Source organism: Cytobacillus sp. OWB-43 (assembly GCF_034651445.1).
Classification (GTDB): Bacteria; Bacillota; Bacilli; order Bacillales; family Cytobacillaceae; genus Cytobacillus; species Cytobacillus kochii.
The window spans coordinates 329,498-354,935 of the sequence record NZ_JAYEFF010000001.1 but is presented as its reverse complement, the minus strand read 5'-3'; the positions used below and the strand labels follow the sequence as shown (position 1 = coordinate 354,935).

The following is a 25,438-nucleotide window of genomic DNA, read 5'->3' as shown; positions in this document are numbered from 1 at the left end:
TAGTGCATAAATAGTTCATTGCTTGTTAGTTTCAACATTTTCAAATATCAACATGGACAAATCTAACTTTGCTAAAATATATGATTTATCGCATAAAGATAGAAGAACTTTCGCACACTAGTTGTAAACATTTACTTTTATTAAAGTTTAATCTTGATGGAGGTAGTATAATGAAGTACTTTCACGTTCTACTATCATTATTTATCGTACTCAACTTAACGGGGTGTGGTGCACAAAATAACGCACAATCTTCACAAAATGAGAAAGGTACACCTCATACAGTTAATGTAAAAAATAGTACCATATCTGAACAAGAAGTATTGACTGGACAAGAGACTTCTAAGCACTTAGCCACATTAGCTTCTGATAATCGTCGTGTGAACGATGCAACTGCTGTCGTATTAGGTGACTATTGCATCGTAGGTATTGATATTGATGAAGATGTTGAGCGGTCTGAGGTTGGCTCAATAAAATATGCAGTTGCTGAAAGCTTAAAGCATGACCCCTACGGTGCGAACGCTGTAATTATTGCCGATCCTGATTTATATGCCCGACTTAAGGAAGTAAAAGAGGATGTGGAAAATGGCCATCCGATAAAAGGGATTTTAAATGAGTTAGCTGATATTTCTGGTCGAATGATGCCAGAAGTACCTGGTGATATCATTGAACCGAATAAATCAGAGGAAACGGAAGAATCAAAAGAACAGCTTAATGAAACAGAATCAAAAAAATTAAATAAACATCAAGAAGAACAATCGAATTATCATAAGTAATTCACAACAGCATCCTTTCATTTCAAAAACAGCTAGTTTATAATAAGGAAAATGCTTGTTTATTAGAAAAGGATGTATATAAATGAAAGTACAATGCGTTATTTGTGATAAAATTGAATCAATTGATAATGAATCTTATGAAGCAAAACGGTTAAGAAACCGACCTATTCACACATATATGTGTGTTGAATGCAATGACAGAATAACTACGAAGACGAATGAAAGAGCAGCTACAGGCAACTTTAAATTGTATAGAAGTAAGCAAGAAGAAGAAGAATGGTAATTTAAAATCCCTCCGTTAGAGATGAAACGGAGGGATTTCATATTAGTTAACAAAATGCCATCTTTTTTTCCAACCTTTTGAAATAATCCTGCTTTGATATAATTGCATTCTCTTCCTCGAAGCTGCAAAAAAAGGAGTTGGCTTAATACGAAAATGAATAAGGTCTTCTATGCCCCATGGTGCCGTTATGACTAATTGATTTTCGTTATCTAACTTTACGCCAATAGCGGTGGCCGTCTCCGGAAATTTCGCAATAGCGTCCTCTGAGGATTGATAAGGCAGCAGGCCATTAACAGAATGCATTCTAGCTTCATTCTTAACTGACCAAGGAATATGCGGTAGTATTTTATGTAATTTTTCTTCATAGTATTTTTCAATGGTTTCACTCAATTGCTGATCATCATAATAGATTACATCAACATCAGGCAATGGCGTCTTTTCTTGAAAATGATGGAGGGTATCCCATACTTTTGATCGAACAAAACCAGCACAAATCCACCAATCAGGTAAATGAAGTTGTTTAGCGGCTTTTAATATGGCCATCATTTCTTTATCATCTCTAATTAACTGTAAAATATCGCCTTCATTTCGAATCATCTATTTCCTCCCCTAAGCTTTCTCCAATCCCTTCAATAACCCACTCACCACTAAACGCCAAACCATAACAAGTTCCATGAAATTGTCTAGCTCAATCAATGGAAAAATTTCTGAAGCATACTATCAATTCCAAACAAAAGGGACAAACTCGACAATTACCTTTTCGATATAAAATAAAGCTTTCATTCACTAACTTTTGCAGGCGCACTGTTTAGTACCTTTATTTTATCGATAAAGTAGAGAGCTGTACATAAGATATAAATTGTACAAAATGCACTATCAGTGTCCAAGGTGGTTTAAGAAATTATCTTCAAAATATGTTCATGAACGAAATACTCTTCAATCCGGTAGAGCCGTTTTGAACAAATAATAATGTACCCTTTTTCCTCACGTCTAATCAAGATTCTAGCCTATCACTCCTATTCTTTCTCAGTTCTGAGGCGATTGAATCTTCGCCCCATCGTCAAATCTTTAAAGGCGCACTATTTTCCTTTGTACTACTACAATATAAAAAAACGTCACAATCGGGTGACGTTTTTTTATATCGTGGGGAAGTTTTTGTATTTTTCAGGTTCTGCTAATATTTGTTTTAACATCACTTCTATTAATTCAATCGGATATTTTGTGGATTTACTATCTTCATTATCACTATAAGAGACATGATAGAATAGATCAGCTTTTTCATATTGGATTTCGTTAATTCCATGATCATTTTTCAACATTTGTAAAAACATTTCTTCTGTTTCGGTTGCTGCTTCATCCTCTGGTCTGGCATCAGTCACAACTTTAATGGTAAGCCAATTATAAATGGTATCATGCACGTTCAATTAAAATCTCCCCCACTCTTCATTATTCCGCGCTGGCTCTTTGTTGTTTCTTTTCTTGATGAAGACGGATTTTATATATAATTAATATGACAGCAGCAACGACAAGTCCTTCTGCAATTGGTAAAAATACCCCTAAGAAAGTTAGCATTGTACATCCCATAAATAAGAACGCATATATAATTATTGATTTTAGTAAAGGGAGCTTTTTAGCAAATCCTAATTTAAAGACAATAATACAGAGCGCAACAATGGTGAGATACAACAACCACATCCCAAGATCTGAATTCTCATGAACTTTATATAGTGCTGCAAAAAAGGAAAGGCGATCTTCAATCATGCTCCAAATCCTCCTTAGTATGTATTAAGGAAGGAGGCAATATGAATTACCTCCTCTTTTTCGAGTGACTATGTTTGCTTAAGCTTCAGCGTATTTTTTCTTTTTAGCTGCTTTTTCTCGTTCGTTTTTATCTAGAATTTTTTTACGAAGACGAATCGATTCAGGTGTAACTTCACAAAGCTCATCATCATTTAAATATTCTAGTGCTTCTTCAAGCGTCATAATTCTAGGCTTTTTAATTGTTGACGTTTGATCTTTCGTTGCACTACGAACATTCGTTGCATGCTTGACTTTTGTAATATTAACAGCTAGATCATTTTCACGTGTATGTTCACCAACAATCATACCTTCGTAAATCTCTGTGCCTGGCTCTACAAATATTGTACCACGGTCTTCTACCTGCATGATACCATAAGTAGATGCTTTTCCACTCTCCATGGAAACTAGAACCCCTTGTCTTCTTCCACCTACTTGACCTTGCATCATTGGTTGATAGCTGTCAAAAGTATGGTTAATGATTCCGTAACCACGAGTTTGTGTTAAGAATTCGGTTGTATAACCAATTAATCCACGAGCAGGGACATGGAAAATTAATTTCACTTGACCGTTCCCGTTATTAACCATATCTAGCATTTCACCTTTACGCGCACCAATAGATTCCATAATGGCACCAGTATACTCTTCAGGAACATCAATTTGAACGCGTTCAATTGGTTCAGACTTAACGCCATCAATTTCTTTTATAATAACAACTGGCTTAGATACTTGAAGTTCGAAGCCTTCACGACGCATATTTTCAATTAAAATAGATAAGTGAAGCTCTCCTCGACCAGATACAGTCCATGCATCAGGAGAATCCGTTTCTTCAACTCTTAAGCTGACATCTGTTTGTAATTGCGCATGCAAACGTTCTTCGATCTTTCTTGCAGTAATATACTTTCCTTCTTTACCAGCAAATGGACTATTGTTCACTTGGAAGGTCATTTGTAATGTTGGTTCATCGATTCGTAATACAGGAAGAGCGTCTTGGTGATCTACTGGGCAAACTGTCTCCCCGACATTGATATCTTCCATTCCAGAGACAGCAATTAAATCTCCTGCTTTTGCTTCTTGAATTTCAAGGCGTTTCAAGCCAAAGAAACCAAACATTTTTGTTACACGGAATTGTTTAACAGACCCATCAAGCTTCATTAACGCAACTTGTTCGCCTACTTTCATCGTTCCGCGGAATACACGACCAATCCCAATTCGTCCAACATAATCATTGTAATCTAATAGTGCTACTTGGAATTGTAAAGGTTCTTCACTATTATCAATTGGTGTTGGGATATTATTGACGATTTCTTCATATAAGCATTTCATATCTTCATCTTGTTTTTGTGGATCTAGACTAGCTGTTCCATTAATAGCAGAAGCGTAAACAACAGGGAATTCTAATTGCTCTTCCGTTGCATCTAATTCAATAAATAGATCAATAACTTCATCAATGACTTCTTCAGGACGAGCAAAGTCTCTATCGATTTTATTGACAACGACGATTGGTGTTAAGTTTTGCTCTAATGCTTTTTTCAATACAAATCGTGTTTGTGGCATACAACCTTCATAAGCATCGACTACAAGCAATACCCCATCAACCATTTTCATAATACGTTCTACTTCCCCACCAAAGTCAGCGTGCCCTGGTGTGTCAAGTATATTAATACGCGTATCTTGATATTTGATAGCTGTATTCTTAGCAAGGATTGTAATTCCACGCTCTCTCTCGATATCGTTGGAATCCATTGCACGTTCTTCTACATGCTCATTTGTACGGAATGTTCCAGACTGCTTTAATAATTGGTCAACCAAAGTTGTTTTACCATGGTCAACGTGGGCGATAATCGCAATATTACGTATATCATCTCTATGTTTCAACTATGTTTCCTCCTAGCTGATTGTGTAAACCTTCTTACTATGTGAAGATATATAATCAGTTTATTTTCTTTTCATTTTTGACTAAAAATCACTGCCTTCATACTATAACTGATACATTATATCACATATATTGTAGAAAACTAACTTCTTTTTGTGTAAAATAAGTTCTGTGGACGATTATGGTATCCAATGTACAAAATTGGAGGTTAGGATTAAAATGAAAAATATTAAATGGCCATTATTAGCTTGTGCGATTGCTGCGGCTATATGTATAGGCGGAATTGGTATTGCTATCGGAGAAAGAAGTATTCTTGGTTTTCTTCTATGTATCGTAGGTATCGTTGCTGTTATGGGATACGGCTTTACGCTGAAGAAAAAAATGCGAGAAAACGGAGAATTATAAAGGCTAAATCACAACCTCAAGTAAGAAAAATGGTGCCGACTATCCTGAATTGGACAAGCTTGGCACCATTTTTTTATTACCAATTTCCACTGTTTAAATACTGCTGAAGAATTTCTTCATGTACACCCGGCCTTGCAACAAATACTGAAGTTTGAGGTGTAATCATCAAGGCTTCCCCTTTTAAATTAGTCGTTTTTCCTCCTACTTCATTGATTAAAATCATACCGCCACCGTAATCCCATGGAGCAAGTCGCAAACTTATATAAGCATCTAGGCGACCAGAAGCAACATAGGCCATTTCAAGCGCAGCAGAACCATACGATCTTGTTCCTCTCGCATCCTTTACTAATGGAGCAAGGTAACTAGGGTCAATACGCTTGTTACTCGTTACCCAAGTGGCATTGATGCCAATTATTGCATCTTTTACTTCACCCTTAGTCAATGGCTTCAGCTTCGTGTCATTCATGTATGCACCTTCACCACTAATCGTATGATACATTTCATCATGTACCACATCATAAATCATCCCGACTTTACCGACTCCCTCATGAAATACACCAATGGAAATGGCAAAATTTCTTTGTTGGTGAATAAAATTCATGGTGCCATCAATGGGATCAATCACCCAAATAATCCCACCTACATCCGCAAAATCATCACCAAAACCTTCTTCGCTTAAGATGTGATGTGATGGAAAATGGTCATGTATTTTACCAATAAGAAATTGCTCGGTTCCTTTGTCCATATCCGTGACAAGGTCATTGCGATGAGATTTTGTTGCAATGGTTAATTCTTCACTAAATGATGCTTTGATTCTCTCTCCAGCTTCCTTCACCCATGTGGTGGCTAATCTATGTATTTCATTCCAATTAGTCATTTTCATCCTCCACTCTTTATTAAGCGGTATAAAATACCATTAGCTTATCGAAAAAATAGCAATACTTCAAGTGAACAGCTTTAAAAAGCAATAAGCGAACTTAACTGCTTGCTGTTAAGTTCGCTTTAACATCTTTATTCATCACAACTTAAAATGCATTAAGCTTGAGAAGTTCCTGTCTGATTTTTTCAAGCTTTTTCTTTGTAGATTTTACTTCCTCTTCATCTTTCAGTTCTAAAGCTTCAAAAAGTGTTGCTAACTCATAATCCATCTCTAATCGCAATACTGCCGTTCTTTCTTTTTCAAATGTAGCCATTTTGATTGAATTAATTAGCTGCTTCATTAGACAGTGCACCCCTTTTCGTTTTAGTAATTTCACAAGAAAAGTTTTCTGATTATTTTTACTTTTATCATATGAAGCTTCTTTTCACAGTGCAACAAAATTGTACGTTTACCTATGAAGAAGATGATTTTACCCAATTGATTATTATTTTGGTGTACAAAATTGGTTCTCTCTCCCGGTTTTATGCTACAATATGCGACATAGTAAAACGGTTTAAGGAGTGTTTACATATGACATTTAATGGATTTAAGAAAGAAGATTTCGATGTTTTTACAATTGATGGTTTAGAAGAAAGAATGGAAGCCTTAATTGCAACAGTAAGACCCAAACTTGAAGCACTTGGAGAAACATTTTCCCCTTTTCTCTCTGCAGAAACAGGTGATGAAATGATTCCTCATGTGGCTAAGCATGCGAGAAGGACAAAAAATCCACCAAATGATACTTGGGTCGCTTTCGCCAATAATACAAGAGGCTATAAGATGCTTCCTCACTTTCAGATTGGTCTGTGGGAAACGCATGTATTTGTCTGGTTTGCCATTATTTATGAAGCACCGAATAAAGTTGAGATTGCTGAAAAATTGCAAACCAAAATAGATAAAATCTATGATGATATCCCACAAGACTTCGTTTGGTCATTAGATCACACGAAACCAGAAGTGATCAAACATAGCGACCTTACAAAGGATGAGCTAGAAAACATGTTTGTTCGACTACAGAATGTCAAAAAAGCAGAGTTACTCTGTGGTATAAATATGACAAAAGAAGAAGCAATTAAACTTTCTGCTTCTGAATTTATTACTTACACAGAGAGTGTTTTTAAAAAAGTTATACCCCTCTATAAATTGTAATAAACCTCTGTAAAGTTTAATCATTTTATAAAAAGAAAAAAGCAGTGAAGACTGGTTCAAACCGTCTCTTACTGCTTTTTCTTATTACATTTTAATTTTACTACTCTCATCTGCTTTTTTTGCCATTTGAACCGTGCGATAAGAAGAATACCCACTTATTTCTTCAAAATCATTACAAAGGTTTCTCTCTTGTGCTTTGCCCGGTACGATTTCTTTAAAACGACGATAAGCAGCCATGAAATCTTCACGTTGAATACCTTTTTCGTAAGCTTTTTCGACTGCTTGAAAAAAAGCAATCGCATCTATAATTTCTTCTGTTGACCAATCGCTTTCCATTGGATATTGATACTCCATATAAACACCTCTCACTTAGATTACATGCTGATTGTACGGGAGTTAACGAAGAAGAGCAAGCATATGCTAAATTTTAGAATCTAAAAAAACATAGACAAGATTATTTAGTGGATATGCATATATCTTAGTATGGGAAGAATCCACTCAAATGAATCATTTCATACGGATAATTGAATCCTATAAAGATGATGGAGTGTTAACTATCTATCCTAACGAATGGAGTGCAAAGTTAGCGCAATAAAAATTTTTGTTTATCTTTCTATGCAGGAGGAAGGATAAATGCTATAATTCACTTGTTTGTTTGCAAAATTGATTGTTTAAAGAGGTGTGAATTTAATTGTCTCAAACAGAAACACCATTATTTAATGGACTTCTCTCCCACGCAAAACGCGAACCGATTCAATTTCATATTCCTGGACATAAAAAAGGAAGAGGGATGGATCCTGATTTCAGAAATTTCATTGGAGAAAATGCACTTTCTATTGACTTGATAAATATAGGTCCACTAGATGACCTGCATCGCCCATCAGGCATCATAAAAGAAGCACAAGACTTAGCAGCTGAAGCCTTTGGTGCTGACCATACGTTCTTTTCCGTACAAGGTACGAGTGGTGCTATTATGACGATGGTTATGGCTGTTTGTGGTCCTGGAGAAAAAATTATCGTACCAAGAAATGTGCACAAATCTGTCATGTCTGCCATTATCTTTGCTGGCGCAACCCCTATCTTTATCCACCCTGTCGTTGATAAAGAGTTAGGTATCTCACACGGTATTACAACTGATGCTGTTGAGAAAGCGTTAGAACAACATCCAGATGCCAAAGGGTTACTTGTTATTAACCCTACTTATTTTGGTATTGCCTGTGACTTAAAGGAAGTTGTTGATTTGGCCCATTCGTACGATATTCCTGTATTAGTAGATGAAGCACATGGTGTTCATATTCATTTTCATGATGAGCTTCCATTGTCTGCCATGCAAGCTGGTGCAGATTTAGCTGCTACGAGCGTCCATAAGCTAGGTGGTTCTATGACACAAAGCTCCATTCTTAACTTAAAGGGTACGAGAGTGTCAGCAAAAAGGGTACAGTCCATACTTAGCATGCTAACAACTACCTCTACCTCTTATTTACTTCTTGCCTCATTAGATGTTGCTAGAAAACGTTTAGCCACTGAAGGAAGAGCAATTATCGAGGAAACTATTGAGCTTGCTCAATATATGAGGAAAGAATTAAACGAAATTGAACATATTTATTGTGTAGGAAGAGAAATTCTTGGTACAAATGCAACCTTTAATTACGACCCTACAAAATTAATCATATCTGTGAAAGATTTAGGTATAAGTGGGTTTGATGTAGAAGTATGGTTAAGAGAGCATTACAATATCGAAGTTGAATTATCTGACCTATATAATATTCTCTGTATCATCACAGCTGGTGATGATAGAACTGATGCAGATAAGCTTATTCATGCCTTGAAAGAGCTATCTAAAGAAAGACACGGGAAAGCAGCGAAAGTAAACCCGCAAGTGTTATTACCCAATATTCCATTATTAGCACTATCTCCTAGAGATGCATTTTATGCTGATAGTGAACTTGTTCCTTTTGATGAATCAGAAGGTAGAATTATTGCTGAATTTATTATGGTATACCCACCAGGTATTCCTATCTTTACTCCTGGGGAGATTATTACAAAGGAAAACCTTAACTATATCAAAACAAATATGGAAGCCGGACTGCCAGTCCAGGGACCAGAAGATTATGATTTTAAATATATTCGAGTAATTAAAGAACATAAAGCGATAAAATAAAACTCGAGATAAAATGATAATTGGCTTAGTTTCACATTTCTATCGCGAATCAAATGACATATTTGATTCGCATTTTTTATGGAAAATTATTATGATAAGAACCCAATAAAAAATGCCATAGATTTAATCTATGGCATTTGCACTCTGTTTATTATAAAGATTAATAGTTTAATATATCATCTATTCTTCAATGTGCATCTTGCTATGCTCGTTTTTACATCCACATTGACCGTATAAAACTGTCACCTTTTCATCTTCAAAAACTTCAATAGTTTCGTCACATATTTGACAAACGATGGTACCCATTCTTCATCCATCCTTTCATCATTCATTGTAATCGTTTTCATCATATATATTATAATAATACATACTATTTAACTTATCAAGCCCTTTTTTTAACTAATAACGATAAAATAAGACATACTAAATCTCACAAAAGAAAAAGAAATCAGCACATTAACTGATTTCTTGTACCTTATTAACCTTGATTTATCTACAACCTTACTTATTTAATTCAAGCTTAAAAAATTGAATAAGTTCAGCTGTTTGTTCATTACTTTCAATTTGAAAAGCTTTTTGGAGGTAATGGCGATCATCAAGATCTTTTATATCGAGGAGAGTAGAACAACTCGTCTGCAAGCAAACCACAAGGGGTTTTGTAAAGAAAGGGACCGCAAAAATGGCAAAATCGTAGCGAGTAATAGAAGAAGAAAAGCCAACAAATCTGGCATGTACATCCTCTAAATCATCATACATTTGATTTAAAAACTTCATATCCACCCTCCTTTAAATAATTTGAATATTATTATAATTTATCTTTGATCTCTATGCAACATTTTCATTGTCACATATATTTCACTGGTGATAGAATAGATATAGTGTATACCCTAAGGATTTTTGAATGGAGGCTTTTTTAAATGAATGCATATGCATCGATTAAGCTAGTGCCTGCATCCAAGATTGACACAATTACAACAACTGAACTAAGAGGTTATTTCCAATATTATAAAGACATCACTGCGAAAACTGGAAATCAGGTGGATTGGGCCTATAGTCAAGCTGCTTTCCCATATGAGATCATTGATTCTAATGAGAAACAAGGGGAACAAATTACTCTCTATTCTGAAAATGAAAGATATCGTGCCATCCTTATTTCTATTCAAAAAGAAAAAATAATGGATAATGATGATACACCGAGGATTCAAACAAATATTTGCTTTACATTGCCTGAAGTAGCGACGTTCGGCGATAAAGGAAAAGCAAATGAATATTGCAAATTTCTCGCTAAAAAACTACAAGCCGAGCTTCATCTATTCAATGGACGAGTCATGTACTACTACAAAAGAAAACTACAATGAAAAAAATACTTCAGCTAGAGGGGTTATAATCTTCATGCGAAAACCAGTCATAATTACTTTAATCATTGCACTTATTTTCACATTCATCTCGCCTTTTATTTTTAGTAAATATCTCGAAGATGTACCAGAACCATTAGAACAATCATTTTTGTTTGGGGGGCCATTTCCATATGCCAAACAGAGCGTAACCGTTTCAGACGATACATCATCCTACCCGAAAGTAATAGAATTCACCTCACCCCTTGACGCTGAGACGAGTATCCAATGGGTTCCATTTCTTTTAAATATTTTAAGCTACTTTCTATTATTCTTCTCGATCTACTCCATTACTTCACGATTTATTAATGGGCGGGCAACAAGAAAAGAAAAAGAGGATCAGCCTTAAGCTGCCTCTTTTTCTTTTTGTATTTTGTTTGGATCTAGAAACTCATAGCCCTTCTCTTGTATGCCATTAATAATTCCTTCCAATGCTTCATTGGTCCATGAACGATCATGTGTTAATAGAATAGCTCCATTACTCAAATAAGGGTTCTCTACCATGATCTTTTCTAATGCATCTTTTGACTGGTAATCTACTTCCCAATCATACCCAAAAGTCCAATTCATTGGTATCATTTTCTCTTCTTTAGCAATTCTCAAGCTAGTGTCTGTATTCGCCCCAAACGGAGCTCTGAAAAACTGTGGTCTACTTCCAATGATCTCCTCGACTAAATCATTTAAAGAAATGATTTCCTCTCTTTGCTTATCTTCTGAAATCTCTGTTAAGTTCTCATGGTGATATGTATGGTTACCAATCGGGAAACCTAAATCAGCTATTTCTTTCAATGTCTTTTTACCTTCTTCACTTTGCAGGAAATGACCATTGACAAAAAAAATAGCAGGCACATTTTTTTCCCTTAATGTTTTTGCCATTTCCAATGCATACTTGTCCGGTGCATCATCAATCGTTAACAATACAACTTTATCATTAGCATCTTTTATCGGCTCAACCTTCCATGTTTTTTCATTAACGATATATGATGGTTGGACATCAACTTCTGCCAAATCTTCTTTCTCTTCAGTTACTTCTTCATCCTTTTCTTCTTCTTGTGCCGTTTCTTCCTCATGCTCTGTTTCTTCTATCGCTTCATCGCCTTTTGGCTCATTCGTTGTTTCTTTTTCTTCATTACCACATGCTGTAACAACTAAAACAAGACTAAGTAATAAAACGAAAAAACTGTTCTTCATCACATTCATTCCTCTCAAGCAATTCTTTTGTTAAAAGTTATCTTATTAGATCATCTATGTAGAACATAATGAAATAGAAAAATAAATATACGCTAATACTAATAGAAGTAGCTAATACTGTTCTCATTTTTGAATGTAATAAATGATTACCCAATACCATAGCAAAATAAACAAATATAAGCAGGATGATGACCTTCATACTTAATTTGTCATATTTTGATAACCATTCAACAAATGTATAACCACTCCATATGATTAACTGTAAAATAACGACCGTATATAGCCTCATACCCTCACCGTCCTGAAAATTTGCACTTTTATTTCTATCATTGTATGCATGCGAACAGAACGATATTTCCATTGTACCATACAACATATACCAAAAACTTCCGTATTATTTCCAATTAAGTGAAAAAAGTGCTAATTTCATGTAGAATTTTAGTCGTTGTGAGATCTGGGTTATCCTACATTATGAAAAATAACATAAGTCACTCTTATCAATAATCTGAATTTTTTTCATTCCGGGAATTTTATCTTAAACAGCCACTTTTATGCAAAAAAACTGCACCAGCAAATGTAGCAAACATTTGTGGTGCAGTTCATCATATAAACAGCTATTTGTAAAATAATTATTTTACAATATGAATAGGTGTACCTAGAGCAACCTCAGCTGCTTCCATTGTAATCTCACCTAAAGTTGGATGAGCATGAATAGTCATCGCAAGATCTTCTGCAGTCATTCCCGCTTCAATTGCTAAGCCGAGCTCAGCAATCATATCAGATGCATTTGCACCAGCGATTTGCGCACCGATTACTAATCCATCTTCTTTACGCGTAATTAACTTCACATAACCATCTGTGCTATCAAGAGCCAATGCACGACCATTTGCAGCAAATGGGAACTTAGCAGCTGTATACTCAAGACCTTCCTCTTTTGCTTGGGCTTCTGAATAGCCTACAGTTGCAAGTTCAGGTTCTGAGAATACAACAGCAGGAATGCCAAGATAGTCAATTTCAGACGGTTCACCAGCAATTGCCTCAGCAGCAATTTTACCTTCATACGAAGCTTTATGTGCTAGTTGAGGTCCAGCCACAACATCACCAATAGCAAAAATGCTATTTACATTTGTACGACATTGTTTGTCAACTTCAATGACGCCTTTATCAGTCATTTTCACACCTACTTGCTCAAGGCCAAGTTCATCTGTGTTAGGACGACGACCAACCATAACAAATAAGTAATCAGCTTCTAAAACCTCTTCTTTACCTTTTACTTCATAAGTTACTTTTACACCATTTTCAGTTTCTTCAACTGACTTTGCAGATGCTTTAGTAATAATTTCTGCACCTTTTTTCTTTAAGTTCTTTTTCACAAGTGTTGTCATTTGTTTCTCAAAACCTAGAAGAATATCATCTGCACCTTCTAGAATAGTTACTTGAGAACCAAAGCTTGCGTATGCACCACCAAGCTCGACACCAATTACACCGCCGCCAATAACAGCGATTTTTTCTGGAATTTCCTCAAGCGCTAGCGCCCCTGTAGAATTTAATACACGTTTAGAATATTTAAATGCTGGTAGTTCAATTGGTCTTGAACCAGTTGCAATAATCGCATTTTTGAAAGTGTATGTTTGTGCGGAATTGTCATCCATTACACGTAACGTGTTGGCATCGACAAAATACGCTTCACCTTTAACAATGTCAATTTTGTTCCCTTTAAGTAAGCCTTGAACACCGCCTACTAACTTTTTAACTACGCCAGCTTTAAATTCTTGGACTTTAGAGAAATCAACTTTTACGTTTTCAGCTGTAATACCAATTGATTCTGATTCTTTAGCCGTTTCATAACGGTGACCAGCAGAGATCAATGCTTTAGATGGAATACATCCAACGTTTAAGCATACGCCCCCTACTTCACCTCTTTCTACGATTGTTACTTTTTGTCCTGTTTGTGCGGCACGAATGGCTGCCACATATCCTCCTGGACCTGAACCAATTACTATAGTATCTGTTTCAATTGGGAAATCTCCTACTACCATTTCTTACGCCTCCATTAGCAATAATTCTGGGTCATTTAGTAAACGCTTGATGTGATTTAGTGCATTTTGAGCAGTAGCGCCATCGATGATGCGGTGATCAAAGCTCAATGATAATGCTAGAACTGGTGCTGCGATAATTTCTCCATCTTTGACGATTGCTTTTTCAGCAATTCGACCGATACCTAAAATAGCTACTTCTGGTTGGTTAATAAGTGGTGTAAACCATTGACCACCAGCAGAGCCGATATTTGTTATCGTACAAGAAGCACCTTTCATTTCGCTTCCTGAAAGTTTTCCATCTCTTGCTTTTGTAGCTAATTCATTTATCTCATTTGACGTAGTGAATATGGATTTACGGTCAGCATCTTTAACCACTGGTACAAGTAACCCTCTATCAGTATCAGCAGCGATACCAATATTGTAATAATGCTTGTGAACGATTTCTCCCGCTTCTTCATCTAGAGAAGTGTTAAGGACTGGATATTCACGTAATGCACTTGTTAATGCTTTTACTACATAAGGTAAGAAGGTTAATTTAATTCCTTTTTCTGCGGCAACTTCTTTGAACTTCTTACGATGAGCAACTAATTTTGTTACATCGATTTCGTCCATTAATGTCACATGTGGAGCTGTTTGCTTCGTCTTAACCATTGCTTTAGCAATCGCTTTTCGAATACCACTCATTTTTTCACGTGTTTCAGGATAGCTTCCTTCAGGAATAGACTGAGTTTGGGATTTCTCCTCTTCCTTACTTTCAACCGAAGCGTCTTGTTGTTGAGGCTCAGTGTCAGCTTGTTGCTCATTTCCACCTTCTAAGAATAGATTAATATCCTCTTTTACCACACGTCCATTTTTTCCGCTACCGCTTACTTGTTGAATATCTACACCTTTTTCTCTTGCGTATTTACGTACTGAAGGCATAGCAATAACACGCTGATTAGAATCAGTGTTTGTTTCAGAGATGACTTTTCCTTCTTTTTTGTCTTCATCTTTAGGAGCTGTTTTCTCTTTTTCTACACTTTCTCCTTCTTCAGCAGTTCCTTGAACTTGAGATTCTGTTTCTTTCTTTTCCTCAGACTCTTCTTCTTCATGGTCACCTTTAAACTTTAAGTCTTCATAACCAGGTGCATCGAAGCTAATAAGTACTTGTCCAACAGTGGCTACGCTACCTTCTTCTACGTGAATCTCTTCTACTTTCCCTTTTACAGGAGAAGGTATTTCAACTACCGCTTTATCATTTTGAACTTCACAAAGAACATCATCTTCTTGAACTTCATCACCAGCTTTTACAAACCATTTGACGATTTCGCCTTCATGGATACCTTCACCGATATCAGGCAATCTAAATTGAAATGCCAATTAAATTCACCATCCTATTGTATCATAGTTATTAAAAAAATTAGGGGTCACGTTCCCTATTTTATTTAAAATTCAATTACTTTTTTTGCAGTTTGAATAATGTCTTTATAGTTCGGCAACCATACTGTTTCCGCTTGTGGAAAAGCAAACACAGTATCAGGTGCTGCTACACGTAATACAGGTGCCTCTAAGCTAAGAATCGCACGGTCGTTAATTTCAGCCACAACATTTGCTGCAACACCAGCTTGTTTTTGTGCTTCTTGCACAACAATTGCTCTGTTTGTTTTCTCAACTGAAGAAATAATTGTTTCAATATCAATTGGGCTAACTGTTCGAAGGTCAATCACTTCTGCTGAATGTCCTTCTTTTTCTAATTCGTCAGCCGCCTTTAAAGCTTCATGAACCATTGCACCATAAGTAATAATTGAAATGTCATTACCTTCACGTTTCACTTCAGCTTTACCTAGTGGAATTGTATATTCTTCTTCAGGTACTTCTTGGCGGAATGAACGATATAATTTCATATGCTCCAAGAAGATGACAGGATCATTATCTCGAATCGCAGAAATTAAAAGACCTTTTGCATCATATGGAGAAGAAGGAATAACGACCTTTAAACCAGGTTGTTGAGCCATCAATCCTTCTAAACTATCAGCATGCATTTCTGGTGTGTGTACACCGCCTCCAAATGGTGAACGAATAGTAACAGGGGCATTATACCTTCCTCCAGAACGATAGCGCATACGAGCAAGCTGTCCGGAAATACTATCCATTACTTCATAAACAAATCCAAAGAATTGAATTTCAGGAACTGGGCGATAGCCTTGTAAACCAAGTCCGACTGCAAGACCGCCAATTCCAGATTCCGCTAATGGTGTATCAAACACACGCTCTTCGCCGAATTCTTTTTGAAGACCTTCAGTAGCACGGAACACTCCACCGTTTACGCCTACGTCTTCTCCAAATACTAATACATTCGGGTCATTCTTAAGTTCTGTACGAAGTGCATCAGTGATTGCTTGGATCATTGTCATTTGCGCCATGGCTTACTTCGACTCCTTCTCTTTATAAATTTCATATTGTTCTTTAAGGTGATAAGGCATTTCTTCATACATAATATTAATTAAGTCAGTTACTTTTTGTTTTGGTGTGCTATCAGCTTCTTTAATAGCCACTTTTATATCTTCTTTTGCTTTTTCAATGACCTCGTTTTCCATATCTTCATTCCATAACTTCTTGCCTTCTAGGAATTTACGGAAGCGAACAAGTGGATCTTTCTTTTCCCATTCATTATCAAGATCACTTGTTCTGTAACGCGTCGGGTCATCGCCAGCCATTGTGTGAGGACCGTAACGATAAGTTAATGTCTCAATTAATGTTGGTCCTTCTCCATTAATAGCGCGCTCACGTGCTTCACTAACAGCAGCATAAACAGCTAGAGCATCCATACCATCAACTTGAATACCAGGAATTCCTGCAGCAACCGCTTTTTGTGCAATTGTTTTAGCAGCAGATTGCTTCTCTACAGGTGTTGAAATGGCAAAGCGATTGTTTTGAACAATGAAAATAGCAGGTGCTTTGAAGGCACCAGCAAAGTTAATTCCTTCATAGAAATCACCTTGTGAAGCTCCACCATCACCAGTATAAGTAATCGCTACTTTCTTTTCGCCACGTTTCTTAATTCCTAATGCTACTCCTGCAGTTTGAATGTATTGTGCACCAATAATAATTTGTGGTGCAATCACATGGACGTCCTCTGGGATGTTTCCACCTTCAAAATGACCTCTAGACCATAAGAATGCTTGAGCAAGCGGAAGGCCATGCCAAATGATTTGAGGGACATCTCTATATCCAGGTAAAATAAAATCTTCTTTCTCTAAAGCAAATTGTGAAGCCAGTTGAGATGCTTCTTGTCCAGCAGTTGGTGCATAAAAGCCCAGTCTACCTTGTCTATTTAAAGAAATGGAACGTTGGTCAAGAATACGTGTGTACACCATCCGTTTCATTAGTTCTTGTAATTGCTCATCTTTTAGATCTGGCATTGCTGATTCATTAACAACTTTACCTTCTTCATCTAAAATTTGCAGTGTTTCAAATTGATCTTCTACTTTTTCAAGTTGCTTCTTTACATCTAAACTAGCCTTTTTCGTTTTTGAAGCCATAAAAAGTCACCCTTTCTTATTTTAAAAACGCTTAATTGATTATCAAATGGAGAATATCACGTTTATATTTGTCTGATGACAACACATAGTATAGTTTTCCACAAATACCAACAAAAAAAACGTCTTTATTATTATAACTTCTTTTCTTCAAACTGTACTAGTTGTATCACAAAAATGAATGACACACTTTTCTTCGTTTGCATTTATTTTAATATAAGGTTTTTCATTCGTCAATTGTGAAAACCTTTATTTTTTTGGTTTTAAATCATTTCAAATAATAATAAATGAAAATTTAAAACTTTAACTGTCTTAATCTGTACTATATAAAAGAGAGGTTTTATCCATCTGTTATAATAAAGGTAATATTCATAAAAAGAGATATAATTAGACTATTTTCATTATTTTATAATCCGCTTTTTCGAAACTTTCCAGTATACTAGTCTGAATAAACTCTACCAAAATCTTTGAGCACATATTGATCTCCCTCACAAAAACAGATTGTAACTTTTAAAGTTTTATTAATCAAAAGATCACTTTTTTAAGGAAAATAATTATATAAACAAACAACGAGCAAATCCATATTATTGAATTTGCTCGTTACATATACTCTTTTAACGTATACTATTCTTTTTTCTCTTCCATTTCTATACCAGCATCTTTATAAAACGCAAGCTTCTTATCATTATATTCTTTCGTTTTCTCATTAAATGTTTCATTATTTTCTACAATCTTCTCATATGATTGATTAATTTTCTCAATTTGGGTTTCAAGCTGTTCTAATGTAACATCTTCTTTTTTAAATAGCTCATACAATTCGATGTCCATTTCAGTTGAATTCATATAATGATTATATAATTCACTGTGTACATCATAACGCTGCATCATAACATCGTATAATTCATCAGCTGACTTTTTTAAATCTTCATCTTCTATTTTATTTATTTGCTTCTCCGTTTTTTCGAACTCTTTTTGCGAAGCTTTAATGCTACCTTCTTCGTTTTTCATTAATTCTTGTCGTTCATTAACAAGTTCAATCGCCTCATTTGATAGTTCTTTAATTTGATCGAATTCTTTCATACTTAAAGCAATGATTTGATCATAAATTTCTTTTTCTTTTTTCTCAATTTCTACAAGAGGCTCCTGTTGATTTTTGAATTCTTGTTCAGCTTGCGCAACTTCCTCTAACGTATTGAGCATCTCTTCTTTTGGACTTTGACTACAACCACCTAGGAATATGATACTTGCGACCATTGTTAGTCCAATGAGTTTTACTTTCTTATACATCCTATCCCTCCACATAAATTTGTCTAGACCATTATGTATCTCTCTTTGCATAAACTTGTCTAATTATAAAAATATTTGTCGTTTATCACTTCTACTATATCGATACTTTAAACATTTTACAATTATTAACTAGTACTATATATATTCTTGTTATTTTGAACTATGCTTTAGGCGCTGGCCCATACAATTTGCTTCTCATGGTCATAGCCTATACTAATCGTCCGCTAAGGATGAAAATGAAAAATGCTGGAGGTATAAACATATGTATGGATATGGATACGGTAATGCTGGTTGTGGAAACGGTTGTGGTGGAAGCGGATTTGCTTTAATTATCGTTCTCTTTATTTTATTGATTATCGTAGGGGCAGCTCTTTGGAACTAGTATTAGGAGGGTGTAGATACTATCTACACCTTTACATACAGAATAAGTCAATGATTAGATTAACTTTTTCAATTTTGTTTGGTAAACTTATTTCATTACCTTTTCAATTGAAAAGATAGGGAACATAAGACATCCTTATTTCACTAAAACTTTTCAATAAATCTTAAAAAATACAAAAACATGATATTTACCTTTTCAAGGAGTGTTGAGATTTTGTTAACGATGAATGATATTGTCCGGGATGGTCATCCTGTGTTAAGGAAAGTAGCCGAAGATGTTATTTTACCAGCTTCTTTAGAGGACAAGAAACTATTAAACGATTTGATGATGTATGTACAAAATAGTCAAAACCCTGTCATTGCGGAGCAATATGGATTAAGGCCAGGAATAGGGTTAGCAGCTCCACAGATAAATGTATCAAAAAGAATGATTGCCGTTCATTGTTCGGATGAAAAAAACAACTTAATCAGTTACGCACTCTTCAACCCCAAAATTATTAGCCATTCAGTTGAGAAGGCATATTTAACAGCTGGTGAAGGCTGTCTTTCAGTGGATGAGGCGATTGAAGGGTTTGTTCCAAGGTATGCACGAGTTACAGTTAAAGGGTATAACATTGACAATGAGGAAGTTAAAATAAGATTAAAAGGCTTACCTGCTATTTGTTTTCAACATGAAATTGATCATTTAAACGGTGTGATGTTCTATGACCATATAAATCAAGAAGACCCTTTCAAACCGATTGAAAATGCTATTGCGATAGAAAGAATGTAAAGTACTTGAGTTATGGAGGAGAGTATGATTACTCCCCTCCATTTTAATCTTTACCCAGGTCTTTCGTTATATTAATTCCAGCCTTCTTAAACCCTTCCATATCCCATCTTCATCTACATGTTCTGTCACCATATTTGCGACTTTTTTAACTTCTGGAAAAGCGTTTCCCATAGCAACACCGACACCACTGGCCTCAAGCATTTCAATATCATTTAAACCATCACCAAAAGCGTATACATCTTCCATACTGATGTTTAGTCTCTTAATCATCTCTTTTATCCCTTCTGCTTTTGTACCTCCAGTTGGGACAACGTCAGTAGATACACGATGCCATCTTACAAAGCCAAACTCGTCATAACCATCTAAATATAGGCTTTCATCCTCATGTTTACAGAAAACAAGTGCCTGATAAATCTCTTTCTTTTCATAGAAAATAGCATCTTCTTCAGGGTGTGGAAAATCTAGGCTATCCATACTTTCTTGAATATATGGGTGATGAGAAACAGATGACTTCATTGTCTCTTCATTTAAATAAACCATCGGATGACCATTTTTATGTGTATGTTTCTCTAATTGTCTTAACTGGACCTTATTTAATGGGTTTTTATAGATGACGTTTCCTTCAAACACAACATATTGACCGTTAAAACTAACAAAAGACTCAATATCTAATTGCTCTCTAATATGCTTAAACATAAATGGAGCTCTTCCTGTAGCAATCGCTACATAAATGCCATTTTCCTGTAACTGCTTGACCGCTTTTTTCGTTGAATCAGGTATAACATTTTCTTTATTGAGCAAAGTCCCGTCTATATCAAAAAATACAATTTTCATTTTATAACTCCTTTTTCTACCTACATGATAAATGATTTCGGTTTATTACGATTTCCACCACTAAAACCTTATAACCTTCTTGTTTAATATGTCAAACAACTACAGTCAATAACATTTTTTACTAAAACTCTAACCGAAGGCTTTACTTTACAGACATATCGTATACAATAGGATTAAGGGAATTGAATCGAAGAGTGTTTAAAGTATGACAAATAGTAGTGAAAACGGATTTTGAGCCCTTCAAACTTGCGAAGGGCTCCTTCATTATTGTAAATTTATAATCAATACACTTAATTACATACATGACTTCAGAAATGAAATAGCAATTCGTAAAATAAAAAGTCACTGTTTTAGACATAAATAAGAATGGGCATGATGATGAAAGCCTCTAGACTGATTTAATTTTATTATACAATTAACGCTTTAACTAAGTAAATACATAAGATTGTGTTAAGAAATCCAACGATGTTAAGTATATAAGACAACTATTTGGCTTAGTCTATAAATTATTTAAACATACGATGTAAAGTCGAGTAAGTAATGCTAAACATTGATTCCTTAAAAAAGGTCTTTGTTACCTTGGTAGGTAACCATACTAAAAATAAATAATTAGTCAATGTATGAGCAGTCTTTTTTCCTTAATATACTTACATGTGACGATATCTTATCCTATATCTCATGTTACTTTTTAAAAATATAGATAAAGACTACGGAATAAGGAGAGATACCCTATGTTATTTAAAGTTTACTATCAAGAGTCCGCGAAAGAAGTGCCTGTACGTGAGCACACAAAAACCGTGTATGTAGAAGGTAAAAATGAAAGGGACGTCCGAACTAAACTAAAAACGCGTCCAATCAATATTGAGTTTGTTACAGCAGTTGAAGGTGACTACTTAGCTTATGAGCAAGACCATCAAGATTTTAAAGTATTGGAGATTGAATAATTTATGAAATTTGTTAAAAATGACCAGACTGCTGTATTCGCTCTTGGTGGTCTTGGAGAGATCGGAAAAAATACGTATGCAGTACAATTCCAAGATGAGATTATCCTAATTGATGCGGGAATTAAATTTCCGGAAGATGAATTATTAGGGATTGACTATGTTATTCCTGATTACACTTATTTACAGAAGAATGAAGACAAGATTAAAGGTTTGTTTATTACGCACGGACACGAAGACCATATCGGCGGGATTCCGTATTTATTAAAAACGATAAATATCCCCATTTATGGTGGAAAACTAGCACTAGGCTTATTAAAAAATAAGCTTGAAGAACATGGTTTACTAAGACAGACGAAGTTATATGAGATTCAGGAAGATGATATCATTAAATTTAGAAAAACTTCTGTGACATTCTTTAGAACAACGCATAGTATCCCTGATTCTTATGGGATTGTTGTAAAAACTCCTCCAGGTCAAGTCGTTCATACTGGAGACTTTAAATTTGATTTTACGCCAGTTGGCGAACCTGCTAATTTAACTAAAATCGCTGAGATTGGTAAAGAAGGTGTCCTTTGCTTACTTTCAGATAGTACAAATAGTGAAATTCCTGAATTTACGATGTCTGAAAGAAAAGTCGGAGATAGCATTCAAGATATTTTCCGTAAAGTAGAGGGTAGAATTATCTTTGCTACCTTTGCTTCGAACATTCATCGTCTTCAGCAAGTAACAGAAGCAGCTGTAAGGAACGGAAGAAAGGTCGCAGTGTTCGGAAGAAGTATGGAAGCTGCAATTAATATTGGTCAAGAGCTTGGTTATATTACTGCACCAAAAGATACATTTATTGATGCACAGCAAATTAATCGTCTACCTGCTAACCAAGTCACTATCCTTTGTACGGGAAGTCAAGGCGAACCGATGGCAGCACTTTCAAGAATCGCAAATGGTACACATCGCCAAATACAGATTCACCCTGGTGATACTGTTGTCTTTTCTTCTTCACCAATACCTGGTAATACGATTAGTGTAAGTAGAACAATTGATCGTCTCTCACGCGCTGGTGCCGAAGTGATTTATGGTAAATTAAATAATATTCACACATCAGGACATGGTGGACAAGAAGAGCAAAAGCTTATGTTAAGATTAATTAAACCAAAGTTCTTCATGCCGATACACGGTGAATATCGCATGCAAAAAATGCACGCTGGCCTAGCTATAGATTGTGGTGTGAATGAAGAAGATATTTTCATCATGGACAATGGTGATGTGCTAGCCCTCAGTGATCAGACTGCTCAAGTTGCAGGGAAAATCCCATCAGGTAATGTGTATATCGATGGTAATGGTATTGGCGATATAGGAAATATTGTTCTACGTGACCGCCGCATTCTATCAGAAGAAGGACTAGTTGTGGTTGTTGTTAGTATTAACATGAAAGAGTTTAAGATTTCTGCTGGCCCAGACTTAATTTCCAGAGGATTTGTATACATGAGAGAATCTGGAGACCTTATCAATGATGCACAATCCTTAATCGCTAAACATTTAAATAAAGTGATGGAAAGAAAAACAACACAATGGTCTGAGATTAAAAATGAAATTACAGATACACTTGCTCCGTTCTTATATGAAAAAACAAAACGCCGTCCAATGATACTACCTATCATTATGGAAGTATGATAAAAAGCATTCGAGTTTACCTCGAATGCTTTTTTTTAGCTTAACATCTTTTTTTCTAAACGATTAATATCATTATCTGCCCCAATAACAATAAGTACATCTTTATATTGTATAATTTCCGTAGCTTGTGGCGAGACAATAATACTTGACCTGCGTTTGATTGCTACTATATTCACACCATACTTCGCTCTTATATCCAAATCAATAATCGAATGGCCGCCAATTCTTTCATTTGCTTCAATTTCAACGATGCTATGCTCATCAGATAACTCTAAATAATCAAGTATACTATTGGAGGCTAACTTATGAGCAATCCTAATCCCCATATCTCTTTCAGGGTGCACAATGACGTCTGCCCCTATTTTACTTAATACTTTGCCATGATAATCATTTTGAGCTTTAACAGTTACTTTTTTAACGCCATTTTCTTTTAACATTAATGTTGTCAGTATACTTGCTTGAATATCGTCTCCTATGGCTACAATTACGTGATCAAAGTTACGTAAACCCAAACTTTTAATAACAGCATCATCTGTTGTATCACCTACTACTGCGTGAGAGGCAATAATTGAAAACTCATTCACTCTTGCCTCATTCGAATCAATGGCCATTACTTCCATCCCTTGTTCCGTTAGCTCTTTACAAATACTACCACCAAATCTACCTAGACCAATGACAACAAAGTTTTTTCTCATAAGTAAACCTCCGAATTATCACCTATTAACGAACATTATTCTACCACATTTATGAATGGAAAAGCCATAAATGTAGTGATTCATTTTATCTTTTCGATTTCAATAAAAAAAGCTGAGATTTATGAATCTCAGCTTTTAAGCTACCCTTTATTCAGCTTTCTCCATTTCATCCAACACACGATTAACGCGCTTTGTTAACATTTTCATTCCGCTACCACCCGCTTGGAAGTGACGAAGAACACCCTCTTTATCAAATACATAATAAGCAGGGACATATTGATTTTCAAAGGCATCATTCAATTTATGTTCACTATCAACATAAATTGGTTGTGTGATATCGTGTTCTGCAGCCACTTTCTTGATTTCTTCTAAATCTAGATCATCTTCAGACCTTGGCATATGAACAGCAATCACATTTAACTTTCCATTATATTCATCTCTAAATTGATTCACTTGAGGCATGGCTTCTTTACATAGATGACAACTGATAGACCAAAAATGAATAAGTGTTGGCTTTTCACCAATAAGCTCCTCTTTTGTCACTTGTCCATTTAACCATTCTGTTGCTCCCGTTAATTCAGGCATTGGCGCACGTAATTTCATATAGTCAATCTCCCTTCATGAATATATAACTCTGAAGAAAAGAGACCTAACAAACGAATGTTAGGCCTCTTTTCTTATGTAACCCAACAATGGGTTTATAAGACTCTAAATGAATTATAGAGTTTTTTGACCTGGTTTCCAGTTAGCTGGGCAAAGGCCACCCGTTTGAAGTGCTTGAAGCACACGTAGGGTTTCATCAACGTCACGGCCAATGTTGTTATGGTTTACTACTGAATACATTAACTCTCCTTCAGGGTTAATGATATATAGCCCACGAAGTGCTACACCTTCTTCTTCAATTAAGACACCATAGTCACGTGATACAACATGGTTTGTATCCGCAGCTAATGGATAGTTAAGATCACCAAGTCCATTTTCTTTACGATCAGTATTAATCCATGCTAAATGAGTGTGAATAGTATCTGTTGATACACCAATTACTTCTGCATCAAGATCTTCGAATTCATCATAGCGATCTGACATTGCAGTAATTTCAGTTGGGCAAACAAAAGTGAAATCCATTGGATAGAAGAAAAGAACTGTCCATTTATCATTCTTCATATTTTCTTCAAGACTTACTTTACCAAATTCCTTATTAGCCAATACAGCGTCCATTTCAAATCTTGGTGCTTGTTTTCCTACCATACGTTCTGCCATGATTAATTCCCTCCAGTAATTATGTACTAAACAAGAATTGATATGTATATTCTCATTTGCAACTTGTTCATCGATAATAATTATACATT

General features: G+C 35.5%; 31 protein-coding genes. 11 read left to right on the top strand and 20 right to left on the bottom strand.

Annotated elements, in window-relative coordinates; translation table 11 throughout:
• The first annotated feature begins 170 nt into the window (after positions 1 to 170).
• Together U9M49_RS01875 and U9M49_RS01870 are read left to right on the top strand one after the other, a co-directional pair.
• Positions 171 to 773 carry a YhcN/YlaJ family sporulation lipoprotein gene (locus U9M49_RS01875; protein WP_095369662.1) on the top strand — a complete coding sequence of 201 codons (603 nt, stop codon included), beginning with the start codon at positions 171 to 173 and terminating at the stop codon, positions 771 to 773.
• Positions 774 to 855: 82 nt separating this feature from the next.
• Positions 856 to 1,056: a YlaI family protein gene (locus U9M49_RS01870; RefSeq protein WP_095369663.1), complete on the top strand. Its 201-nt coding sequence runs from the start codon at positions 856 to 858 to the stop codon at positions 1,054 to 1,056.
• A gap of 42 nt (positions 1,057 to 1,098) precedes the next feature.
• Here U9M49_RS01870 and U9M49_RS01865 read toward each other — a convergent pair whose 3' ends face one another.
• The 4 genes from U9M49_RS01865 to typA all read right to left on the bottom strand — a co-directional run bounded on the left by U9M49_RS01865 (position 1,099) and on the right by typA (position 4,731).
• On the bottom strand, positions 1,099 to 1,653 hold the full coding sequence (locus U9M49_RS01865) for a nucleotidyltransferase family protein (RefSeq protein WP_095369664.1): 555 nt from the start codon (positions 1,651 to 1,653) through the stop codon (positions 1,099 to 1,101).
• Positions 1,654 to 2,192: 539 nt separating this feature from the next.
• Positions 2,193 to 2,474: a hypothetical protein gene (locus tag U9M49_RS01860; RefSeq protein ID WP_322909671.1), complete on the bottom strand. Its 282-nt coding sequence runs from the start codon at positions 2,472 to 2,474 to the stop codon at positions 2,193 to 2,195.
• A 28-nt stretch (positions 2,475 to 2,502) separates the two neighbouring features.
• Entirely contained in the window at positions 2,503 to 2,817 is a 315-nt protein-coding gene (locus U9M49_RS01855; RefSeq protein ID WP_095369666.1) for a YlaH-like family protein, read from the bottom strand.
• 78 nt (positions 2,818 to 2,895) lie between these two features.
• Positions 2,896 to 4,731, bottom strand: a complete 1,836-nt coding sequence (gene typA / locus U9M49_RS01850) for a translational GTPase TypA (protein WP_095369667.1) — start codon at positions 4,729 to 4,731, stop codon at positions 2,896 to 2,898.
• A 217-nt stretch (positions 4,732 to 4,948) separates the two neighbouring features.
• Here typA and U9M49_RS01845 point away from each other — a divergent pair, with 217 nt between their 5' ends.
• Positions 4,949 to 5,134, top strand: coding sequence for a YlaF family protein (locus tag U9M49_RS01845; protein WP_095369668.1), 186 nt, complete (start codon positions 4,949 to 4,951; stop codon positions 5,132 to 5,134).
• Between the two features lie 76 nt (positions 5,135 to 5,210).
• On the opposite strand, the gene U9M49_RS01840 is transcribed toward U9M49_RS01845, so the two are convergent.
• A complete protein-coding gene (locus tag U9M49_RS01840; protein ID WP_322909199.1) occupies positions 5,211 to 6,011 on the bottom strand; it encodes an inositol monophosphatase family protein in 801 nt (266 codons plus the stop codon).
• A 148-nt stretch (positions 6,012 to 6,159) separates the two neighbouring features.
• Positions 6,160 to 6,354, bottom strand: a complete 195-nt coding sequence (locus tag U9M49_RS01835; protein WP_095369670.1) for a hypothetical protein — start codon at positions 6,352 to 6,354, stop codon at positions 6,160 to 6,162.
• Between the two features lie 230 nt (positions 6,355 to 6,584).
• Between U9M49_RS01835 and U9M49_RS01830 the strand changes: the two genes are divergently transcribed.
• On the top strand, positions 6,585 to 7,202 hold the full coding sequence (locus tag U9M49_RS01830) for a YktB family protein (protein WP_307314644.1): 618 nt from the start codon (positions 6,585 to 6,587) through the stop codon (positions 7,200 to 7,202).
• 84 nt (positions 7,203 to 7,286) lie between these two features.
• Here the strand turns inward: U9M49_RS01830 and U9M49_RS01825 are convergent, their stop codons facing one another.
• The gene (locus tag U9M49_RS01825) at positions 7,287 to 7,556 is read right to left on the bottom strand and encodes a UPF0223 family protein (protein ID WP_095369672.1); all 270 of its coding nucleotides are present in this window, start codon (positions 7,554 to 7,556) and stop codon (positions 7,287 to 7,289) included.
• Between the two features lie 337 nt (positions 7,557 to 7,893).
• Between U9M49_RS01825 and U9M49_RS01820 the strand changes: the two genes are divergently transcribed.
• A complete protein-coding gene (locus U9M49_RS01820) occupies positions 7,894 to 9,363 on the top strand; it encodes an aminotransferase class I/II-fold pyridoxal phosphate-dependent enzyme (protein WP_095369673.1) in 1,470 nt (489 codons plus the stop codon).
• A gap of 180 nt (positions 9,364 to 9,543) precedes the next feature.
• Here the strand turns inward: U9M49_RS01820 and U9M49_RS01815 are convergent, their stop codons facing one another.
• Together U9M49_RS01815 and U9M49_RS01810 are read right to left on the bottom strand one after the other, a co-directional pair.
• On the bottom strand, positions 9,544 to 9,669 hold the full coding sequence (locus U9M49_RS01815; protein ID WP_095369674.1) for a GapA-binding peptide SR1P: 126 nt from the start codon (positions 9,667 to 9,669) through the stop codon (positions 9,544 to 9,546).
• Positions 9,670 to 9,864: 195 nt separating this feature from the next.
• Positions 9,865 to 10,137 (bottom strand): SAV0927 family protein, encoded by a 273-nt coding sequence (locus U9M49_RS01810; RefSeq protein ID WP_095369675.1) that lies wholly within the window; start codon positions 10,135 to 10,137, stop codon positions 9,865 to 9,867.
• Positions 10,138 to 10,280: 143 nt separating this feature from the next.
• Between U9M49_RS01810 and U9M49_RS01805 the strand changes: the two genes are divergently transcribed.
• Both U9M49_RS01805 and U9M49_RS01800 read left to right on the top strand, forming a co-directional pair.
• Entirely contained in the window at positions 10,281 to 10,721 is a 441-nt protein-coding gene (locus U9M49_RS01805) for a DUF1885 family protein (protein ID WP_307314650.1), read from the top strand.
• A 34-nt stretch (positions 10,722 to 10,755) separates the two neighbouring features.
• Positions 10,756 to 11,106, top strand: coding sequence for a hypothetical protein (locus tag U9M49_RS01800; RefSeq protein ID WP_095369676.1), 351 nt, complete (start codon positions 10,756 to 10,758; stop codon positions 11,104 to 11,106).
• Here U9M49_RS01800 and U9M49_RS01795 read toward each other — a convergent pair.
• From U9M49_RS01795 to U9M49_RS01765, 7 genes are all read right to left on the bottom strand, one after another.
• Positions 11,103 to 11,948 carry a polysaccharide deacetylase family protein gene (locus tag U9M49_RS01795; protein ID WP_095369677.1) on the bottom strand — a complete coding sequence of 282 codons (846 nt, stop codon included), beginning with the start codon at positions 11,946 to 11,948 and terminating at the stop codon, positions 11,103 to 11,105. The genes U9M49_RS01800 and U9M49_RS01795 overlap by 4 nt on opposite strands.
• Positions 11,949 to 11,985: 37 nt before the next feature.
• Positions 11,986 to 12,237, bottom strand: a complete 252-nt coding sequence (locus U9M49_RS01790; protein ID WP_322909198.1) for a hypothetical protein — start codon at positions 12,235 to 12,237, stop codon at positions 11,986 to 11,988.
• A gap of 340 nt (positions 12,238 to 12,577) precedes the next feature.
• Complete coding sequence (gene lpdA, locus U9M49_RS01785; RefSeq protein WP_095369678.1) at positions 12,578 to 13,987, bottom strand: dihydrolipoyl dehydrogenase; 1,410 nt, start codon at positions 13,985 to 13,987, stop codon at positions 12,578 to 12,580.
• A 3-nt stretch (positions 13,988 to 13,990) separates the two neighbouring features.
• Positions 13,991 to 15,346 carry a dihydrolipoamide acetyltransferase family protein gene (locus tag U9M49_RS01780; RefSeq protein ID WP_095369679.1) on the bottom strand — a complete coding sequence of 452 codons (1,356 nt, stop codon included), beginning with the start codon at positions 15,344 to 15,346 and terminating at the stop codon, positions 13,991 to 13,993.
• Positions 15,347 to 15,411: 65 nt separating this feature from the next.
• On the bottom strand, positions 15,412 to 16,389 hold the full coding sequence (locus tag U9M49_RS01775) for an alpha-ketoacid dehydrogenase subunit beta (RefSeq protein ID WP_095369680.1): 978 nt from the start codon (positions 16,387 to 16,389) through the stop codon (positions 15,412 to 15,414).
• A gap of 3 nt (positions 16,390 to 16,392) precedes the next feature.
• On the bottom strand, positions 16,393 to 17,508 hold the full coding sequence (gene pdhA, locus U9M49_RS01770; RefSeq protein ID WP_095369681.1) for a pyruvate dehydrogenase (acetyl-transferring) E1 component subunit alpha: 1,116 nt from the start codon (positions 17,506 to 17,508) through the stop codon (positions 16,393 to 16,395).
• A 621-nt stretch (positions 17,509 to 18,129) separates the two neighbouring features.
• Entirely contained in the window at positions 18,130 to 18,792 is a 663-nt protein-coding gene (locus tag U9M49_RS01765; protein WP_095369682.1) for a YkyA family protein, read from the bottom strand.
• 262 nt (positions 18,793 to 19,054) lie between these two features.
• Between U9M49_RS01765 and U9M49_RS01760 the strand changes: the two genes are divergently transcribed.
• A complete protein-coding gene (locus U9M49_RS01760; RefSeq protein ID WP_095369683.1) occupies positions 19,055 to 19,174 on the top strand; it encodes a YjcZ family sporulation protein in 120 nt (39 codons plus the stop codon).
• A gap of 213 nt (positions 19,175 to 19,387) precedes the next feature.
• The gene (def, locus tag U9M49_RS01755; protein ID WP_095369684.1) at positions 19,388 to 19,945 is read left to right on the top strand and encodes a peptide deformylase; all 558 of its coding nucleotides are present in this window, start codon (positions 19,388 to 19,390) and stop codon (positions 19,943 to 19,945) included.
• A 66-nt stretch (positions 19,946 to 20,011) separates the two neighbouring features.
• On the opposite strand, the gene U9M49_RS01750 is transcribed toward def, so the two are convergent.
• Entirely contained in the window at positions 20,012 to 20,779 is a 768-nt protein-coding gene (locus tag U9M49_RS01750; RefSeq protein WP_307314667.1) for a Cof-type HAD-IIB family hydrolase, read from the bottom strand.
• Between the two features lie 731 nt (positions 20,780 to 21,510).
• On the opposite strand from U9M49_RS01750, the gene U9M49_RS01745 reads away from it, so the two are divergent.
• The gene (locus U9M49_RS01745) at positions 21,511 to 21,723 is read left to right on the top strand and encodes a DNA-dependent RNA polymerase subunit epsilon (protein WP_095369686.1); all 213 of its coding nucleotides are present in this window, start codon (positions 21,511 to 21,513) and stop codon (positions 21,721 to 21,723) included.
• 3 nt (positions 21,724 to 21,726) lie between these two features.
• Positions 21,727 to 23,394 (top strand): ribonuclease J1, encoded by a 1,668-nt coding sequence (gene rnjA, locus U9M49_RS01740; protein ID WP_307314671.1) that lies wholly within the window; start codon positions 21,727 to 21,729, stop codon positions 23,392 to 23,394.
• A 35-nt stretch (positions 23,395 to 23,429) separates the two neighbouring features.
• On the opposite strand, the gene U9M49_RS01735 is transcribed toward rnjA, so the two are convergent.
• The 3 genes from U9M49_RS01735 to U9M49_RS01725 all read right to left on the bottom strand — a co-directional run bounded on the left by U9M49_RS01735 (position 23,430) and on the right by U9M49_RS01725 (position 25,349).
• Positions 23,430 to 24,089 (bottom strand): potassium channel family protein, encoded by a 660-nt coding sequence (locus tag U9M49_RS01735; protein WP_095369688.1) that lies wholly within the window; start codon positions 24,087 to 24,089, stop codon positions 23,430 to 23,432.
• A 147-nt stretch (positions 24,090 to 24,236) separates the two neighbouring features.
• A complete protein-coding gene (locus U9M49_RS01730; protein WP_095369689.1) occupies positions 24,237 to 24,692 on the bottom strand; it encodes a TlpA disulfide reductase family protein in 456 nt (151 codons plus the stop codon).
• Between the two features lie 114 nt (positions 24,693 to 24,806).
• Complete coding sequence (locus tag U9M49_RS01725; protein ID WP_095369690.1) at positions 24,807 to 25,349, bottom strand: peroxiredoxin; 543 nt, start codon at positions 25,347 to 25,349, stop codon at positions 24,807 to 24,809.
• Positions 25,350 to 25,438: the final 89 nt, after the last annotated feature.